Source organism: Umezawaea sp. (genome assembly GCF_036375055.1).
Taxonomy (GTDB): domain Bacteria; phylum Actinomycetota; class Actinomycetes; order Mycobacteriales; family Pseudonocardiaceae; genus Umezawaea.
The window spans coordinates 1-17,467 of the sequence record NZ_DASUSQ010000111.1; the positions used below are offsets into that span (position 1 = coordinate 1).

16 protein-coding genes and 1 pseudogene are annotated in these 17,467 nt (G+C 74.4%); 12 read left to right on the plus strand and 5 right to left on the minus strand.

Annotation, left to right across the window (positions count from 1 at the left end; genetic code table 11):
• Positions 1-219: pseudogene (locus VFZ92_RS28255) on the plus strand (ABC transporter ATP-binding protein); the annotation flags it as partial.
• A gap of 66 nt (positions 220-285) precedes the next feature.
• Here VFZ92_RS28255 and VFZ92_RS28260 read toward each other — a convergent pair.
• The gene (locus tag VFZ92_RS28260) at positions 286-861 is read right to left on the minus strand and encodes a TetR/AcrR family transcriptional regulator (RefSeq protein ID WP_330879095.1); all 576 of its coding nucleotides are present in this window, start codon (positions 859-861) and stop codon (positions 286-288) included.
• 80 nt (positions 862-941) lie between these two features.
• Here VFZ92_RS28260 and VFZ92_RS28265 point away from each other — a divergent pair, with 80 nt between their 5' ends.
• Complete coding sequence (locus VFZ92_RS28265) at positions 942-1,847, plus strand: aldo/keto reductase (protein ID WP_330879096.1); 906 nt, start codon at positions 942-944, stop codon at positions 1,845-1,847.
• A complete protein-coding gene (locus tag VFZ92_RS28270; protein ID WP_330879097.1) occupies positions 1,844-2,197 on the plus strand; it encodes a hypothetical protein in 354 nt (117 codons plus the stop codon). The genes VFZ92_RS28265 and VFZ92_RS28270 overlap by 4 nt, the downstream gene beginning before the upstream one ends.
• Before the next feature lie 301 nt (positions 2,198-2,498).
• Here VFZ92_RS28270 and VFZ92_RS28275 read toward each other — a convergent pair whose 3' ends face one another.
• Positions 2,499-2,783, minus strand: a complete 285-nt coding sequence (locus tag VFZ92_RS28275; RefSeq protein WP_330879098.1) for a hypothetical protein — start codon at positions 2,781-2,783, stop codon at positions 2,499-2,501.
• Between the two features lie 186 nt (positions 2,784-2,969).
• Between VFZ92_RS28275 and VFZ92_RS28280 the strand changes: the two genes are divergently transcribed.
• Together VFZ92_RS28280 and VFZ92_RS28285 are read left to right on the plus strand one after the other, a co-directional pair.
• A complete protein-coding gene (locus tag VFZ92_RS28280; RefSeq protein ID WP_330879099.1) occupies positions 2,970-4,172 on the plus strand; it encodes a PP2C family protein-serine/threonine phosphatase in 1,203 nt (400 codons plus the stop codon).
• A gap of 279 nt (positions 4,173-4,451) precedes the next feature.
• Complete coding sequence (locus tag VFZ92_RS28285) at positions 4,452-5,330, plus strand: cyclase family protein (protein ID WP_330879100.1); 879 nt, start codon at positions 4,452-4,454, stop codon at positions 5,328-5,330.
• Positions 5,331-5,345: 15 nt separating this feature from the next.
• Here the strand turns inward: VFZ92_RS28285 and VFZ92_RS28290 are convergent, their stop codons facing one another.
• Together VFZ92_RS28290 and VFZ92_RS28295 are read right to left on the minus strand one after the other, a co-directional pair.
• On the minus strand, positions 5,346-5,972 hold the full coding sequence (locus VFZ92_RS28290) for a response regulator transcription factor (RefSeq protein ID WP_330879101.1): 627 nt from the start codon (positions 5,970-5,972) through the stop codon (positions 5,346-5,348).
• Entirely contained in the window at positions 5,969-7,090 is a 1,122-nt protein-coding gene (locus VFZ92_RS28295; protein ID WP_330879102.1) for a sensor histidine kinase, read from the minus strand. The genes VFZ92_RS28290 and VFZ92_RS28295 overlap by 4 nt, the downstream gene beginning before the upstream one ends.
• Positions 7,091-7,285: 195 nt before the next feature.
• Between VFZ92_RS28295 and VFZ92_RS28300 the strand changes: the two genes are divergently transcribed.
• Entirely contained in the window at positions 7,286-9,463 is a 2,178-nt protein-coding gene (locus VFZ92_RS28300) for an FtsX-like permease family protein (protein WP_330879103.1), read from the plus strand.
• A 43-nt stretch (positions 9,464-9,506) separates the two neighbouring features.
• A complete protein-coding gene (locus VFZ92_RS28305; RefSeq protein ID WP_330879105.1) occupies positions 9,507-10,763 on the plus strand; it encodes an ABC transporter permease in 1,257 nt (418 codons plus the stop codon).
• Here VFZ92_RS28305 and VFZ92_RS28310 read toward each other — a convergent pair.
• A complete protein-coding gene (locus VFZ92_RS28310) occupies positions 10,750-11,505 on the minus strand; it encodes a 3'(2'),5'-bisphosphate nucleotidase CysQ (protein ID WP_330879106.1) in 756 nt (251 codons plus the stop codon). The genes VFZ92_RS28305 and VFZ92_RS28310 overlap by 14 nt on opposite strands.
• Before the next feature lie 371 nt (positions 11,506-11,876).
• On the opposite strand from VFZ92_RS28310, the gene VFZ92_RS28315 reads away from it, so the two are divergent.
• The 5 genes from VFZ92_RS28315 to VFZ92_RS28335 are packed head-to-tail and all read left to right on the plus strand — an operon-like array spanning position 11,877 to position 17,422.
• Complete coding sequence (locus tag VFZ92_RS28315; protein WP_330879107.1) at positions 11,877-14,300, plus strand: PEP-utilizing enzyme; 2,424 nt, start codon at positions 11,877-11,879, stop codon at positions 14,298-14,300.
• A complete protein-coding gene (locus tag VFZ92_RS28320; protein WP_330879108.1) occupies positions 14,297-14,905 on the plus strand; it encodes a gamma-glutamyl-gamma-aminobutyrate hydrolase family protein in 609 nt (202 codons plus the stop codon). The genes VFZ92_RS28315 and VFZ92_RS28320 overlap by 4 nt, the downstream gene beginning before the upstream one ends.
• Positions 14,902-15,666 (plus strand): phosphocholine cytidylyltransferase family protein, encoded by a 765-nt coding sequence (locus tag VFZ92_RS28325; RefSeq protein WP_330879109.1) that lies wholly within the window; start codon positions 14,902-14,904, stop codon positions 15,664-15,666. The genes VFZ92_RS28320 and VFZ92_RS28325 overlap by 4 nt, the downstream gene beginning before the upstream one ends.
• Entirely contained in the window at positions 15,663-16,181 is a 519-nt protein-coding gene (locus tag VFZ92_RS28330; RefSeq protein WP_330879110.1) for an adenylyl-sulfate kinase, read from the plus strand. Before VFZ92_RS28325 ends, VFZ92_RS28330 begins: the two co-directional genes overlap by 4 nt.
• Positions 16,178-17,422 carry a hypothetical protein gene (locus tag VFZ92_RS28335; RefSeq protein WP_330879111.1) on the plus strand — a complete coding sequence of 415 codons (1,245 nt, stop codon included), beginning with the start codon at positions 16,178-16,180 and terminating at the stop codon, positions 17,420-17,422. Before VFZ92_RS28330 ends, VFZ92_RS28335 begins: the two co-directional genes overlap by 4 nt.
• The last annotated feature ends 45 nt before the right edge of the window (positions 17,423-17,467 follow it).

Here is a 17,467-nt window from a genome sequence, read left to right on the forward strand (position 1 = left end):
ATCGTGGTGGCGCATCGGTTGAGCACGGTGGTGCGGATGGATCGGTTGGTGGTGCTGGATCGGGGTCGGGTGGTGGAGCAGGGGACCCATGCGGAGTTGTTGGCGGTGGGTGGGGTGTACGCGAAGCTGTGGCGCCACCAGTCCGGCGGGTTCCTCGACGAGGAGGAGGCCGACGAGCCCCTGCCCGACGACGACAGGGGAGCGGTGGGCGCGAAGTGAACCCGCCCCCGTCGAGGGCGCCCGCGCCGCGCGCGCACCTCGCGGAGGCGCCCGCGCCCTGACGGGTCACCGCGGGCGCACGGCGTCCACGACGAGGTCGAGGAGTCTGCCGGTCCGCTCGGGGTCGCCGCCGACCGTGGTGGACAGGAAGACGCCGAGGAGCATCGCGGTGACGTCCTCGGGGTCGACGTCGGCGCGGAGGGCTCCCGTCCGCGCGCCCTCGGCCAGGATGGCGGCGATGGCGGCGGTGACGCGCTCCCGCGTGGCCGGGGTCGCCGTGCGCCCCGACTGCCAGCCCGCGCGGAGCGTGGTGATCATCCCCCGCTTGGTGTCGACGAACGCCGCGTAGCGGTCCAGCCACGCCCGCAGGGCGACCTCGGGCGGGTGCGCGGCCAGCAGGGCGGGTGCGCTGGTGGCGACGGCGTCGAGTTCGGCGGCGTAGACGGCCTCGACGAGCGCCTCGCGGGTGGGGAAGTGCCGGTAGAGCGTGCCGATGCCGACACCGGCGTCACGGGCGATGGTCTCCAGCGGGACGGTGTCGTCGGCCGCCGTGAAGGCGTTCCGCGCGGCGGTGAGGAGCCTCTCGCGGTTGCGCGCCGCGTCCGAGCGGGGTCTGCGGGCGCTCGGGTCGGGTGCAGACAAAACGGAGGCACCTCCGGTAGCGTTGTGGTGAAACGGAGGAGCCTCCGTCTTGGCGATCATCGCACGAGGACAGGATTCCCATGCCTTCACCCGTCACCACCCGCCCCGGCGGCCCCGGCCCGCTCGCGGGCCGCACCGTCTCCCGCGTCGGCTACGGGGCGATGCAGCTGCACCACGGCGCCGACCGCGCGACGGGGGTCGCGGTGCTGCGGCGCGTGGTCGAGCTCGGCGTCGACCACATCGACACCGCCCACTTCTACGGCCCCGCCAACGAGCTGATCCGCGAGGCGGTCCGGCCCGAGGACGACGTGCTGATCGCGAGCAAGGTCGGCGCCGACCCCGACCCCGGCGCCCCCGTCCCGCTCCGCCTCGCGCAGCGGCCCGAGCAGCTGCGGGCGAGCGTCGAGGCCAACCTCGTCGGCCTCGGCCTCGACCGGATCCCGCTGGTGAACCTGCGCCGCACCGACGCCGGACCCGGCCTGCGCGCCGAGGGCGACCAGGTGGTCGACCTCGACGACCAGCTCGCGACCATGGTCGCCCTGCGCGACGAGGGCAAGATCGGCGCCATCGGGCTCAGCGGCGTCTCGTCGGACACCCTGCGCCGGGCGATCCCGGCGGGCGTCGCCTGCGTGCAGAACGCCTACAGCCTCGTGTCGCGCGACGACGAGGACCTCCTCGCCCTGTGCGCCGCCGAGGGCATCGCCTGGGTGCCGTTCTTCCCGCTCGGCGGCGGTCTCCCCGGCCTGCCGAAGGTGACCGAGCAGCGGGCCGTCCTGGCCGTGGCGGAGTCCCTGGGCCGCACCCCCGCCCAGGTCGGCCTCGCGTGGCTGCTCCACCACGCCCCGAACGTGCTGCTCATCCCCGGCACGTCGAACGTCCGGCACCTGGAGGCCAACGTCGACGCGGGCGCGGTCGTGCTGGACGACGAGGCGCTCGCCGCGCTCGACGCGGTCCCGACGCGGTCGGCGAACCTCGACCTCGGATGACCTGGTCGGCCGTCGCGGGCGCGACCGATCGGGCGAGGGCGAACGAGCTTTTTGACCTTAAATCTGATGAAATGTCCGATATGAGCCTTTTTGATGCTTTCAAGGAAAAAGCCGCCGAGCTCTTCGGCGGCGCCGGAGACAAGGTCACCGAGCTGACCGGGATCGAGGTGCCCGGCGCCGAGGCCGTGGACCAGTTCGGCCAGTCCGCCGACCAGGTCGCGCAGACGGCCGGTGGGTTCGTCGAGGGCGCGGGCGAGGCCGGGCAGAACCTGGCGGGCACCGCGCAGGACTTCGGCACCACCGCCACCGACGCGGCCGGCGGCTTCATCGACCCCCACACCCAGAGGTGATGTGCCTCCCCTGATCTCGCCGTAGCACAGGGGTTCCCGCCCTCGCCCGTGGTCGACACCGGTGGTCGGTGTCGACCGGGGGCGACGGAGGTCCGCGGCGGCGCGGTCCGACGGATCAGCACACCCGGACGCCGGTGGCGGGCAGCACGGTGTCCGGCGCGCGCCGGGGTTGGCCGCGACGACCCGGTCGACCACCGCCCGGACCGTCGGACCGGGTTCCGCCCGCGCGGTCGCGGACGTCAGCGGCAGCGCCGCGCGGACGGCGGCCGGCGGGGCCAGTGCTCTCGCGGTCCCTCCGCGGTCAACCCCGGACCGACCGGATCGCCACGCCCGCGGGCAGCAGGACCGACGACCCGCCGGGGACGCAGAACTGCTGCCCGGTCCCGCCGACACCCGTGGCCGCGCAGGCGTCGTCGTCCGGCACCTGGTCGTTCACGATCACCCTGACGCTCTGGAAACCGGTCAGGTCCTGCCACACCTCGTCCCGCACGACGATCACCTGGCCGGAGCCGTCCGGGTTCGCGCAGAAGCACGCCGCGCCCACCGCGCACCACGGCGCGGCGCTCGCCGGTGCGGCGCCGACCACCGCGCCGACCGCCGGTGTTCTCCCCGTGGTTCCTCCCCCGTCCGGTCGGCCGGATCGCCGACCCCCCATGCGTACCGGAGGGTTGTTGTTCACCGTCGGGTCGAGCGCGGTTGACGAACAACGCGTGGACGAACGTGTGGTTGGGTGAGCACCACTGTGCGGAACACGTCGAGGGATGGTGATGCGGTGCTATCGGGTGATGTGCTTGCGGCGGCCGAGAGCGCGCCGCCGGTGGAGTCGGTCGAGGTGGTCGCGCGCGACCTGGCGAAGCGGTTCGACGCCTTCTACGTGTCGTTCCTGCTCGTGGACCTCGTCGACGAGCACCTGGTGCGGCTGACCTCGACCACGCACCCCGCGGGGGCCGGTGCGGAAAGCGTCGACCCGCGGGACGGCTCCTACGACGAGGTGCTGCGCACCCAGCTGCCGTGGCACCAGCCGGAGGACGACGGGGTGCGGGTGGTGCTGCCGGTGACCAACCGCGGCGACTGCATCGGCGTGCTGGAGGTGACCGTTCCCTCCCTCGACGAGGACGTGCTGGGGCAGCTCGGCGAGGCCGCGCACGCACTGGCCTACGTCATCGTCACCGACCGCCGCTTCACCGACCTCTACCACTCCGGTCGCCGCACCAGGATGATGAGCCTGGCCGCGGAGATCCAGCACCAGCTGCTGCCCACGGCGTCCTGCTGCGAGGCGGCGCAGTTCACCGTCGCGGGAGCGCTGGTGCCCGCCCACGACATCGGCGGGGACACCTACGACTACGCCCTGGACCGCGACTCCCTGCACGTGTCGATGACCGACGCCGTCGGCCACGACGTGAGCTCGGCGCTGACCGCGACCCTGCTGGTGGGCGCGCTGCGCAAGGCCCGCCGGGACGGCAGCGACCTGGCCGAGCAGGCGCGGCAGGCCAACCACGCGCTGATGGACCACCGGCGGGGGTCGCTCGCGACCGGAGTGCTGCTGCGCGTGGACCTGCGTGCCGGAGCGGTGGAGCTGGTCAACGCGGGCCACCCGCCGCCGCTGCTGCTGCGCGACGGCGTGGTCGAGCCGCTGGAGCTGAAGATCGACCTGCTGTTCGGCGTCGCCCCGCACGACTACCGCGTGCAGCGGCTGGACCTGCGTCCCGGCGACCGGCTGGTGCTGCTCACCGACGGCATGTTCGAGCGCGACGCGGAAGCCGTCGACCTGCTCGCGCTGCTCCGCGACACGCAGGACCTGCACCCCAGGGAGGTGGTGCGGGTGGTGACGAGGGCCGTGCGGCGCGCCTGCCGCGACCGCCTGGAGGACGACGCCACCGTGCTCTGCCTGGACTGGCACGGAGCGGGCCACACCGAGCGCCAGGCCGACAACGGCGCCGACACGGACACCGCCTCGCCCGCCTCGCCCGTCTAGCGCCGCCACCGTCCGGCGGACGGTGGCGTGTGTGGCGGTCGGGGTCCGGTGACGCGAACGCGCCTCCCGCACCGCGGGCCGACGACCCGGTCCACGGTGGCGATCCGGTGCGCGACCGGGATCGTGGTGCGGACGCTCCCCGGTGGTGCGGGCGGGACCGTCCTTCCGGGAGCGACCAGGTGGTTTCCACCGACGCGGGTGGATCACCCGATCGATACCGTGGCGCTGCTCCCCGGTCGGCCGGACAACCGCCGACCTCGACGAGAAGGGCCCCACCACATGGCTGATCCGACCGACCTCGACCTGCCGGACAACTGGGGGCGGTGGGGGGCCGACGACGAGCTCGGCACGCTCAACCTGATCACCGACGAGGTGCGGGCGAGGGCCGCCGCGGAGGTGCGGCTCGGTCGGTGGGTGTCGCTCGCGCAGCCGATCACGCCGAACCCGATGGTGAGCGGCCCGTTCGCGCCCACGACGGTGGAGGTGTCCCCGGTTCAGCAGATGGTGTCGCACACCGGGATGGGGGTGGCGGCGGATCTGGTGCTGGTGACGAACCACCACGTGCGGTCGACGCACATCGACGCGCTGGCGCACTGGTCCCGCGACGACCTGGTCTACCCCGGCAAGCCCAGGGAGCAGGCCGTGACGCCCGGCGGTGTCGTGCACGGGTCGACGGGGGCGTTCGCCGCCGGGATCGTGACGCGGGGCGTCCTGCTCGACCTGGCCGCGGACGGGCCGCTCGCCCCCGGCCACGCGGTGACGTCGGAGGACTTCGAGCGGGCCGAGCGGCGCCAGGGCGTCGAGGTGGGCGAGGGCGACGCGCTGGTGGTGCGGCTGGGGTGGTCGAGCGTCCCGGTGCCGGGGACGCCGACACCGGGGATCAGCCTCGACGCGGTGCGCTGGATGCACCGCCGAGGGGTCTCGCTCTGCGCCGCCGACCGCGGTGACGCGCACCCGCCGCTCGACCCGGACGGGCCGTCGCCGCTGCACGGGGTCGGCCTCGGCCGGATGGCGATGCCGCTGGTGGACGCGGCCGAGCTGGACGACCTCGCCGAGCTGTGCGCGGAGCTGGGGCGCCACAGCTTCCTGCTCACCGTCGCCCCGCCGCGCGTCCACGGCCTGACCGGCGTGCCGGTCAACCCCGTCGCCCTGTTCTGACCTGGTGCGGGCGGGTCACGACCCGGCGAGGCCCGCCCGCCAGGCCCACGACGCGATCTCGACGCGGTTGCGCGCGCCGAGCTTGCCCAGCACCGAGGTCAGGTGCGTCTTCACGGTGGACAGCGACATGTGCAGGGCGACGGCGATCTCCTGGTTCGTGAGCCCGCGCGCCACCTCGCGCACCACGTCCTGCTCCCGTGCCGTGAGCCTGTTCCGGTCCGCGCTCTCACCCCGACGGGTGAACTGCCGCAGCAGCCGCAGCGTCACCTGCGGCGAGATCAGCGCATTGCCCTGCGCCGCCGCCCGCACGGCCTCCACGAGCAGTTCGGGCCCCGCGTCCTTGGTCAGGAACCCGCTGGCCCCGTGCTGCAACGCCGTGTGCACGTACTCGTCCAGGTCGAAGGTCGTCACCACGACGACCTTCGACGTCGGCGCGAGCCGCTTCGTCACCTCCAGGCCGTCGAGACCCGGCATCCGGATGTCCACCAGGCACACGTCCGGCCGCAGCTCGCGCGCGGTCGTGACGGCCGCGACCCCGTCGGCCACGTCGGCGACGACGGAGATGTCCGGCCGCCTCTCCAGGATCAGCCGGAACCCCGTGCGCACCATCTCCTGGTCGTCGGCGATCAGGACCGAGATCACGCGTGCCCTTCCCACGGAAGTTCGGCGACGACCCGCCAGCCGTTCCCGTCCGGACCGGCGGAGAACAGGCCGCCCAGGATGCCCACCCGTTCCCGCATGCCGACGAGACCGTAACCCGCCGACCGCGCCGACCCCGGCCTGCCGTCGTCGGTCACGACCACGCGCACCGCCGTGGGCGTCCGGGACAGCTCCACGTCGACGGCGGTCGGCTCGACGGCGTGCTTGTGCGCGTTGGTCAGCGACTCCTGCACCAGCCGCAGCACGGAGCGGCCCAGCTCGGGCGGCAGGTCCGGCGGGAGGTCGATGCGCAGCCTGGTGGGCAGCCCCTGGTCGCGGGCGCGCTCGACGGCGGCCAGGACGTCGGCGCCGAGGTCGGTCGTCGCCACCTCCGCCTCGCCCTCGCGCAGCGTGCCCACGAGCCTGCGCATCGCGCCCACCGCCTCAGTCCCGCTGCCGATGATGCCGGGCAGCAGCCGGTGCGCCGCCCCTGGGTCCTCCTCCGCCACGTCCAGGGCGGCCTGCGCCTGCACCAGCATCCCGGTCACGTGGTGCGCGACGACGTCGTGCAGCTCGCGGGCCAGCGCGATGCGCTCCTCCCGCTGCGCGTCGGACACCGAGGAGGACAGCAGGCGCTCCCGCTCGGCGTCCCGCGCCCGGAAGTACCGGCCCGTCCCGATCGCGACCACGCCCAGCAGCAGCGAGCCCGCGACGTTCGACTCGGTCCAGGAGAAGCCCGTGCGCACCACGGCCGCGTGCGTGCTCACCACGACGAGCACACCCACGCTCACGCCCGCCGCCCTCGGGGTCGCGCACCGCACGACGGCGGCCACGATCGCCATGCACGCCGCCGTCTCGGCCAGCGACAGCGGGCTCAGCAGCCGTTCCAGGCGCGACCCGTCCTCGTCCACGGCGAGCGAGGTCAGCACGACGGACGTGGCCGCGACCGCCGTCGACACCGCCGGGAACCGGTGGGCGGCGAGCGCGGCCGCGCACGCGGGCACGGTCAGCAACCAGACCCAGACGTCGGGGCCGCGGACGGGCAGGAGCCAGGTCAGCTCGACCACCAGCAGCGCGCCGAGCGCGAGCGCGGTAGGCCACTGCCTGCGGAGTCCGTCCATGGTGGAGACGCTACTGATCCGGTTCACCTCCCACCTCGGTCACTTGACCGATCCGAAGTGGCGACGTGACCGAGGTGGGGACCGGCGGCGGCTCGACAGCATTCACGGCATGGCTGCGGTGTCGAGGGTTCGTGGGTCGGTCGGGGTCCGTCCGGTGTGGAGGCGTGCGCGTGCGCCGCGGGACGGAGGGGTCGCGTGAGGCTCGCGATCACCCTGTTCCGCGGCGACCGCGGCGCGCGGGTCTCGGCCGTGCTCGTCGCGCTCGGCGTGGCGGTGGGGGTGCTGCTGGTCCTCTGGCTGGTCACCGCTCCGACCGCCCTGCGGGCGCGGGAGGACCGCGTCGCGTGGCGCGGCGCGAGCCCCGAGGGGCCGCTGACGGTCGCGGCCACCCGCGACGAGTTCCGCGGCAAGCTGGTCGAGCGCTTCGACGTCGCGTCGGACGACCCGGCCGGGGTCGCCGTGGCGCGGGGGATCCCGCGCCTGCCCGGCCCCGGTGAGGTGGTGCTCTCGCCCGCGCTGGCCGACCTGGTCGGCGCGGTGCCCCCGGCGAGGCTCGGCGACCGCTTCCCCGGCGCCGTCGTGGGCCTGCTGGACGAGCGGGCGCTGGGGTTCCCGGACGAGCTGGTCGCGATCGTCGGCCACCCGCCGGGCGCGGTCGACGGCGTCCGCGCGAGCGACCTGCTCGGGCCGCGCGTGCGCGTGGCCGACACCGCCGGGATGCTGCACCTGCTCACCAGGATCGGCCTGGTGGTGCTCGTGGTGCCCTGCCTGGTGCTCGTCGGGTCGGTCGGGCGGCTCACGTCCGCCAAGCGGGAACGCAGGCTCACGGCCCTGCGGCTGGTGGGCGCCACACCGCGCCAGGCCGCCGCGGTGGTCGCGGTGGAGATCGCGGCCGGGGCCGTCGCGGGCAGCCTGCTCGGCGTCGCGCTGGCCTGGCCGTCGAGCCACCTCGTCGCGCGGGTCCCGTGGGGAGGCGGCACCTGGTTCCCCGACGACTTCACCCCCGACCCGCTCGTGGCCGCGGTGGTGGCGGTGTGCGCGCCGCTGCTCGTCGTGGGCGCCGCGCTGGTCGGCCACCGGAGGGTCCTCACCCGTCCGCCGGGCGCGGTGGAGGTCCGCGGCGTCCGGTGGCGGCGAACGCCGGTCCTGGTCGGGGCGTTCGCGCTGTTCACCGTCGGCCTCGTGGTCGCCCGCGAGGTCGGCGGGCCGAACCGCTTCGAGGTGGTGCTGGCGGGCGTCGCCGGGGTCGCGCTGGCACTGGTGTTCACCGGACCGGTGCTGACGTCGCTGGTGGGCTGGCTCTTCGTCGGGCGCTGGCGCCGACCGGCGACGCTGCTCGCCGGACGGCGGCTCCTCGGCGACCCGGTCGCGGCCTTCCGCGGCACGGCGGGCGTGGTCGTCGCCGTGTTCACCGGGGCGCTGGCGCTGACCATGGTGCCGACGCTGGAGCGGCAGGTCATCGTCGACGACGGGACGTGGGCGCCGGACGCCGTCGTCGCGCACGACGTCACCGACCCCCGGCGGATCGACGCGCTGCGCACGGCGACGACCGCGCCCGTCGTGCCCCTGGTCGACGGACTGCTGGACTCCGGCGGCCGGTCGTACCCCGCGGTGGTCGCCCGGTGCGCCGACGTCGCGGCCGTCCTCACCGGGCTCACCTGCGAACCCGGACCGGCGGTGTACGCGCCGCACCCGCTGGACACCGTCCGTCCACTTCGGATCTCCAGCCGCCAGGCGCGGCCGAGGGTCGCCCTGCCGGACGGCGTCGGGGTCCGCCTCCACCACGGCGGCTCCCACGTCGTCGTCGACCCGGAACTCGTCCCGACCCTGGCCGCCCGGCCGAACGGCGTCGCGGTGCTGACCACACCGGAGAACCGCGAGGCGGTCCACACCGCGCTCGTCAGGGCCGTTCCGGGATCGCCGCTGCGGAACTCCGCCGAGTCCGACACCCTCGCCACCACGATGCTCGCCGACCTCCACCGGGCGGTGCTGATCGGCCTGGTGGTCGCCGCGCTGCTGGGCGGCTCCGGCGCGGCGGTGAGCGCCGTGGGCTCGGTGGTCGAGCGGCGCCGGACGTTCAGCGTGCTGATGGCGGCGGGCACACCCGCGCGAGTGCTGCGCACGGTGCTGCGGCGCGAGGTCGTGCTGCCGGTGGTCGTGGCCACGCTCGCGGCCTGCGCGGCGGGTGTCGCCGTGGGGCACGGGCTGCTGACGGTCGCACCGGGCGTCCCGGACGACGCGGGCACGACGGTGACGCCGTGGATCGCCGCCCCGGCCGCCGCCGGGTTCTTCGTCTCGCTGGCCGCCGCCGCGGCGTGCGGGCGGGCGCTGCGCACCATCACCCCGACGACCCACCAGGAGGACCAGGCATGACGCGCACGACATCGACCCGCCCGCGCGGGACGGGGGCCGCCTGATGGGCTCCGGGAAGCTGCGCTCGGCGCTGGTCATCGGCGGCCAGGGCATCCGCGCCCGCAAGCTGCGCACGTTCCTGTCCATGATCAGCCTGTTCCTCGGGGTGCTCGCGGTGCTGACGGTGCAGGCGGGCTCCGAGATCGCCGAACGCGCGATGCTCTCCGGCGTCGAGCTGTCGCGGGGCAGGGACGGCACGCTCTGGATGAGCGTGCCCGACGAGCCGTCCGCGCTCACCGTGGTCGAGCGGACCCTGTCGGGCAGGTCCGACGGGGTGGCCTCGATCGGCATGAACGCGGTCATCGGCGAACCCGGTGTGCGCCCGATCAACGACGGCGCGGTGCCGTTCGACCACGCGCGGGCGGGTGGTCCGTCGGACGGCTCCGGCGAGCCGGACGGCCAGGCGATCGAGGTGAAGCTCGAAGCCCTCACCGGGGACGTCCGCGGGTTCCGGCCGTTCCGCCCGGTGTCGGGGGAGTGGCTGGACTTCGCCTCGGCACCGGCGCTGGCCCCGAGGGTCGTGCTGAACGAGGAGGCCGCGGTCGGCCTGCGGCGGTACCGGGTCCCCGGCGAGATGGCGCTGCCCGGTGCCGCGTTCCACGTGACGCCGCAGGTGGTCGGGGTGGTCGCGGACGGCAACCCGCAGCCCGCGGTCTACGTGCGCCTGGACGAGGTGGGGGCGTGGCTGCCGACCGCCGGTCCGTCCCGCGAGGGCTCCCGCGTCCAGGTGCTGCTGTCACCCGCCGCACCGGAACTCGTGCGGACGCTGCGCGCCCGCCTGGTGGCCGTCGGCGTGGCCGAGGACGGGTTGACGGCGTACCCGGTCAACTCGCGGGAGGACATGGAGAACCAGCTCTCGCTGATGCGGTTGATCTTCCTGGGGATGGCGGCGCTGGTGCTGCTGATCGGCGTCGCGGGCATCCTCAACGTCGGACTGGCCACCGTCGGCGAGCGCGTCGAGGAACTGGCCCTGCGCCGCGCCCTCGGCACGTCGCGCCTGCTGCTGGCGGGCATCGTGCTGGCGGAGACCCTCCTGGTCGGCCTGCTGACCGCGGCGGCGGCGATCGGGACCGGGGCAGCCGGGGTGGAGGTGGGGTCGGCCCTGTTCGGGTCGAGCTACCCGGCCCTCCAGGACATCTCGTTCCCGTGGCAGGCGGGGGTCGCCGGGGTGGTGGCGGGGGTGGTCGCCGGGGTGCTCGGTGGACTGGTGCCCGCGATCCGTGCCGCCCGCATCCCGATCGCGGCGGTCATGCGGGCCTGAGCGGTCCCGTGCCGCGCACGGCGGTGAGGATGGGTTCGGCGTGCTCGGGCGCGCAGATCAGCAGGTCCGGCAGGTACGGATCGGCCTGGTTGTAGGTCAACGGCGTTCCGTCGACCCGCGAGGTGTGCAGCCCGGCCGCCGCGGCGACGCCCACCGGCGCGGCGGAGTCCCACTCCCACTGGCCGCCCGCGTGCAGGTAGGCGTCGGCCTCGCCGCGCAGCACGGCCAGGGTCTTGGCGCCCGCCGAGCCCATGCCGACGAGGTCCGCGTCGAGCGCGGCGGCGACGGCGGGGGCGAACCACGGCGGTCGGCTCCCGCTCACCAGGATCCGCGGTCGCGCGGCCGTCCGGCGCACCGCCACCGCGGTCCCGCTCGCGCACACCACGTCCAGCGCGGGCTGCGCGACGGCGGCGGAGGTGATGCCGCGCCCCCGCTGCCACAGCGCCACGTGCACCGCCCAGTCGGTGTGACCGAGGAGCCCGTACTCGCGCGTGCCGTCGAGCGGGTCGATGATCCAGACGCGGTCCTCGGCCAGCCGCCGCGGGTCGTCGGCGCCCTCCTCGGACAGCACGGCGTCGTGCGGACGGGCGTCGGCCAGCGCCCGCACCAGGAACCGGTGCGACAGCAGGTCTCCCCGTCTGCCCAGCTCCGCACCGCGCAGACCGCCGCGCCGCAACCCGGTCAGCAGCCGCCCCGACTCCTCGGCCAACACCGCCGAAAGCCCGCCGTCGCACAAGACCATGGTCGAAACTTCCCCCCGCCCCGCACCACCAAACCGGCTCGCGGCGCGCATTCATTCCACCCCTGTGGTAATTCGAGGCTCAAACCGCGAATTCGTCGCATCCGATTGCTCTGAAGGTGCCACCGGCATTCGTAAAAATGTCTCAAATTTTGTGCCCGTGCAATGGGGAGTTTGCTCGGAGTTGGCCGGGGTACTGCCGTTGAACGGAGACGGCGACGGGCGACCTGAGGGGGAGCGATGCTGTTGCGTCCATCCATTCGCGATTCTTTTGCGATGTGCGAGCGGGTTCTCCCGCCGCTTTCCGCGACCCGGTCACCCGATTCCGGACGCGTCCGCTGAACCAGTCCTCACACCGGGAGTGAAGGAGCATCATGGCGCCTGACCACGCCGCCCCGCCGCTGCCCCGCTCGTCGCCGGGCGCGGTGCCGCCGCGCACGGTACCCGCCGACCCGGTGGGGCTCCTCGGCTCCAAGGCCGAGACCCTGGAGAACCTCGCCCCGCTGGTGCGCACGGCGCGGGTGCTGCCCCTGCTGCACTTCCGGGTCGACGAGTGGAGCGCCGACCGGGACCGCGTCCTCGACCGGGTCGAGGACCGCCCCTGGGGACACCGCCCGCTGATCGTGCGCAGCAGCACCAGGCGGGAGGACGACCCCCGCACCCTGATGCCGGGCAGCTACCTGTCGGTGGCCGGGGTCACCGGCCGCGCCGCCCTGCGCACGGCGGTCGACGCCGTGATCGACTCCTACCGCGCCCGCGTCGACGTGCTGCCCGAGCACGAGCTGGGCGACCAGCTCGTGCTCGTCCAGCCCCTCGTCCGCGACGTGACGATGAGCGGGGTGGTCTTCACCTGCGACCCGAACACCGGTTCCCCCTACCTCGTCGTCAACTACGAGGAGGACGGCGACCCGGCGGCGGTGACCGGTGGCGGTCGCGCGCGGCTGCGGACGTTCTACTCCTGGAAGTCCGCCGACACCTCCCGCGTCGACCCGCGGCTGCGCCGTCTCGTGCTGCTGTCCCACGAGCTGGAGGAGCTGCTGGGGCGCACCGGTCTCGACGTCGAGTTCGCCTTCGACCACGACGGGGAGCTGTACCTGCTCCAGGTGCGCCCGCTCGTCGTGGAGCCGCTGACCGACGACGGCGCGCTGGAGGAGGCGCTGGCCGCCGTCGCCGCGAAGGTCCGCACGGCGAGCCAGCCGCACCCGCACCTGTGCGGACAGCGGACCGTGTTCGGCGTGATGCCGGACTGGAACCCGGCGGAGATCGTCGGCACCCGCCCCCGTCCGCTGGCCGCGTCGCTGTACCAGCGCCTGATCACCGACGGGCAGTGGGCGGCCCAGCGGGCGCGCTACGGCTACCGGGACGTCCGCGGCTTCCCGCTGATGCTCGACTTCCGCGGGCTGCCCTACGTCGACGTGCGCGCGAGCTGCAACTCGCTCGTCCCCGCGTCGCTGGACGACCGGGTCGCGGAACGGTTGGTGGACCACTACATCGACCGGCTCGTGGACAACCCCGAGCTGCACGACAAGATCGAGTTCGACGTCGTCTTCTCCTGCTACTCCTTCACCGTCCGGGAGCGGCTGGCCGACCAGGCCGGGCACCTGTTCGGCGCGGGGGAGCGCGACGACGTCGTCGTGGCGCTGCGCACCCTGACCAACGACCTCATGGACCCGGAGTTCCCGGCGCGGCAGGAGGACCTGGCGGCCATCACCTCGTTGCGCGCCAAGCTGAACGAGGTGCGGCAGTCCGACCTCGACCTGCCGAGCCAGGTCTACTGGCTGCTGGAGGACTGCCGCCGGTTCGGCACGCTCGCGTTCGCGGGCTTCGCCAGGCTCGGCTTCATCGCCACCGAGATGCTGCGGTCGCTCGTCGGGATCGGCGTGCTGACCGAGCAGGACGTCGCCCGGCTCATGGCCTCGCTGGACACGGTGACCAACAGGATGCTGAGCGACCGCACGGCGCTGTCGCGCGAGGAGTTCCTGCACCGGTACGGGTTCCTCCGCCCCGGCACCTACGACATCCGGTCCCCGCGCTACGACGAGGACCCCGACGGCTACTTCGACTGGCCCGACCGGCGGACGCGCGCCGTGGACCCGCCGCCGTTCCGGCTGCCCGCGAGCACGATGCGCCTGGTCGACGGGCTGCTCCGCCAGCACCGGCTGGAACTGGACGCCCACGGGCTGCTGGCGTTCGTGGTCACCAGCATCGAGCAGCGCGAGAACTCCAAGTTCGAGTTCACCCGGCACCTGAGCGAGGCGCTCTCGCTCCTCGCGCGGCTGGGCCGCGAGGCGGGCGTCGACGTCGACGACATGTCCTGCACGACGATCACGTGCGTCGACGAGCTGTACCGCGGCGCGGCGAGCCCGGAGGAGGTGCTGCGCCGGAGCGCCGACGCGGGGCGGCAGCAGTACGGGCTGACCCGTCGCCTCGTGCTGCCCCCGGTCATCGCCTGCCCCGAGGACGTCACGTCGTTCCACCTGCCCACCAGCGAACCCAACTACGTCACCCAGGGCACCGCAACCGGTCCCGTCGCGTTGATCTCGTCGCGGCCGGCCGACGTCAAGGGCAAGATCCTGATGCTGCCCAGCGGCGACCCCGGCTACGACTGGATCTTCGCCGAGGGCGTGGCGGGGTTCATCACCCGCTTCGGCGGCGCCAACTCCCACATGGCCATCCGCGCGCACCAGCTCGGCATCCCGGCGGTCATCGGCGCGGGCCAGGTGCTCTACGACCGGTGGTCCACCGCCCGGCGGCTCACCGTCGACTGCCTGAACCGCAGGGTGGAGGTGCTGCCATGACGTGCGTCGCCGTCACGTCCCGCGTGGTGGTCGACCCGGAGCGCGGCACCCGCCACGACGCCGTCGACCAGCGGTGGTGGTCCTTCCTGGCGGACTGCGGGCTGCTGCCCGTCCCGGTGCCCAACGACCCCGCCCGCGCGGCCGGGGTGCTCCGCGCGCTCCCGGTGGGCGGTGTCCTCCTGACCGGCGGCAACGACCTCGTCGAACTCGGCGGTGACGCCCCCGAGCGGGACCGCACCGAGACGGCGCTGCTGGACGCGGCGCTGCGCGCCGGTCTCCCCGTGGTCGGGGTGTGCCGGGGGATGCAGCTGCTCCTGCGCCGCTTCGGGGTGCCGCTGACGCGGGTGAGCGGGCACGTGGCGCCCCGGCAGACCGTGCTGGCGGACGGCCGGGAGCGGGTGGTGAACAGCTACCACCACTGGGCGGCGGTCGGGTCGAGGCCGCCGCTGCGGGTGTGGGCGACCGGTCCCGGTGGCGTCGTCAAGGGCGTGCGGCACGAGACGGAACCGGTGCTGGGCGTCATGTGGCACCCGGAACGCCTGCCGACCGCGCTCGCCGAGCCGGACCGGGAGCTGTTCCGCTCGCAGTTCGGCGGTGGGCGATGAGGGGGGTGATCCTCGCGGCGGGCCGGGGCAGCAGGCTGCGCCACCTCACCGACGACCGGCCGAAGTGCCTGGTGCCGCTGGCGGGCCGTCCCCTGCTGGCGTGGCAGCGGGCGGCGCTGACCGCGGCCGGGGTGACCGACCTGGCGATCGTGGCGGGCTACCGCGCCGACGACCTCACCGGGCTGGGGCTGCCGGTGTTCCCCGCCCACCGGTGGGCCGAGACCGCCATGGTGCGCTCGCTGCTCGCCGCGTCGGAGTGGCTGGCCGGCGGGCCGTTCGTCGTCTCCTACGGCGACATCGTCTACTCCGCGGCGACGGTGCGCGGCCTCGTCGCCGCGCCGGGGGACCTGGCCATAGCCCACGACCCCCACTGGCTCCAGCTCTGGGAACGGCGGTTCGCCGACCCGCTCGACGACGCGGAGACCTTCCGGCTGGCCCCCGACGGGGCGCTGGAGCGGATCGGTGCCCGGCCGAGCACGGTCGCCGAGGTGCAGGGGCAGTACCTGGGGCTGCTGCGGTTCACCCCGGAGGCGTGGGCGGCGACCCTGGCGCTGCTGGACGGGCTGCCCGCGCGGCGGGTCGACGAGCTGGACGTGACGAGCCTGCTGCAAGCGCTGCTCGACGCCGGGGAGCGGATCGAGACCGTCCCCTGCCACGAGGCGTGGGGCGAGGTGGACAGCCCCGGCGACCTCGACGTCTGCGAGGACCTCGTGCGGCGGGGCCGGTTGGTGTTCGGCGACGGGCAGGAGGTGCTCGGGTGATCGTCTGGTTGATCGGTCTGTCGGGTGCGGGCAAGACCACCGTGGGCACGCGCCTGGCCGCGCGGCTGCGCGAGGAGTCGGCCAACCTCGTCTACCTCGACGGCGACCTGCTGCGCGAGGTGTGGGGCGGCGCGCTGTCCCACGACGTGGCGGGCCGCGAGGTCAACGCCGAGCGGATCAGCCGCCTGTGCCGGATGCTCGACCGACAGGGTGTGCACGTGGTGGCCGCCGTGCTGTCGATCTTCCCGCGGTGGCGCGCGTGGAACCGCGAGAACCTCTCGGACTACTTCGAGGTGTTCCTCGACGTGCCGATGGACGTGGTGGTCGAGCGCGACACCAGGGGCCTGTACCGGGCGGCCCTCGACGGCGAGCAGTCCGACGTGGTGGGCGTGGACATCCCGTTCCCCCGCCCCGAGGACCCGGACCTCGTGCTGGACAGCTCCGGCCGCGACGGCACCCCGGACGAGCTGGTCGAGCGGATCGTGGCCGCCCTGACCGCGCGGGTGACGACGTGACGGCCGCCGGGCGGCTGGCCGCCGCGGCGGCCGGGTACCTCGCGGCGGAGCTGGCCGTCCACGCGCTGGTGCGGGCGCTGCGGCCGGACTTCCCCTGGCTCGTGTCGCGGCGCGACCTGGCACCGGAGATCCCCGCGGCACTGGTCGAGCGGCACGCCGCGAGGTCGTTCGACCCCGAGCTGGGGTGGTGCAGGCGCGCAGGGGAGCACGGCACCGAGACCACCGACCGGGGCACGACGAGCTGGGCCGTGGACGAGCGCGGACGCAGGCGCGACCCCCGCCTCGACGGCGGTGCCGCCGTGGCCTGCTTCGGCGACTCCTACACGTTCTGCCGCCTCGTGGACGACGACGAGACGTGGCCGCACCTGCTGTCGCGGGCGCTCGGCGTCGGCGTGGCGAACTACGGGGTCGGCAACTACGGCCTCGACCAGGCCCTGCTGCGCCTCGAACGCGAGCTGCCGACCCTGGAGGCCGACGTCGTGGTCATGGGCGTCGTGCCGGAGACCGTCGCACGGGTGCACTCGTACTGGAAGCACTACTTCGAGTACGGCAACGTGCTCGCGTTCAAGCCGCGGTTCACCCTGGGGCCCGACGGCCTGGTGCCGCACCCGAGCGCGGTCGACGACCCCGGCGGGTACGCCACCTACCGCGAGCGACTTCCGGAGATCACCCGGCTGGATCCCTTCCACGCCACCAAGTTCCGCCGCGACCTGCTGGACTTCCCCTACCTGCCCAGGCTGCTGCGCCGCGCGCGGCGGCACCTCCCGGTGCTGGCGCACCTGCTGACCGGGATCGGTCGCGGACCCGAACGGCGGGAGCGGGCGGTCCGCGCGGCGTTCGGCGTGGTGCTGCGGGACAACGCGCGCTGGACGGCGCGGCTCTGCGCGGACCCGGACGCCCGCCGCCTGCTGCGCGCGCTGGTGGAGCGGTTCGCCGCCCGGTGCCGCGCGGCGGGCAAGCACCCGGTCCTGCTCGTCGTGCCGCAGCCGGTGGACCTGGAGCGGCCCGACGGCGGCACAGCCCACGAGGAGGTGTTCGCGGGCCTGCGCTCGACGCTGCCCGTCGTGGACGTCACCGAGCGGTTCCGCCGGGACCCGCGGTGGCGGGAGCTGTTCACCCTGGGCCGGTTGGGGCCGCACTGCGGGCCGCGCGGCAACGCCGTGGTCGCCGACGCGCTGCGTCCCGTCGTCGCCCCGCTGCTGAGCGGCTCGACCGCCACGACCACGTCCACGAGGGGGTGACGCGCCTGGACCGTTCCGCCGAGCACGAACTCCACCAGCGTCCGC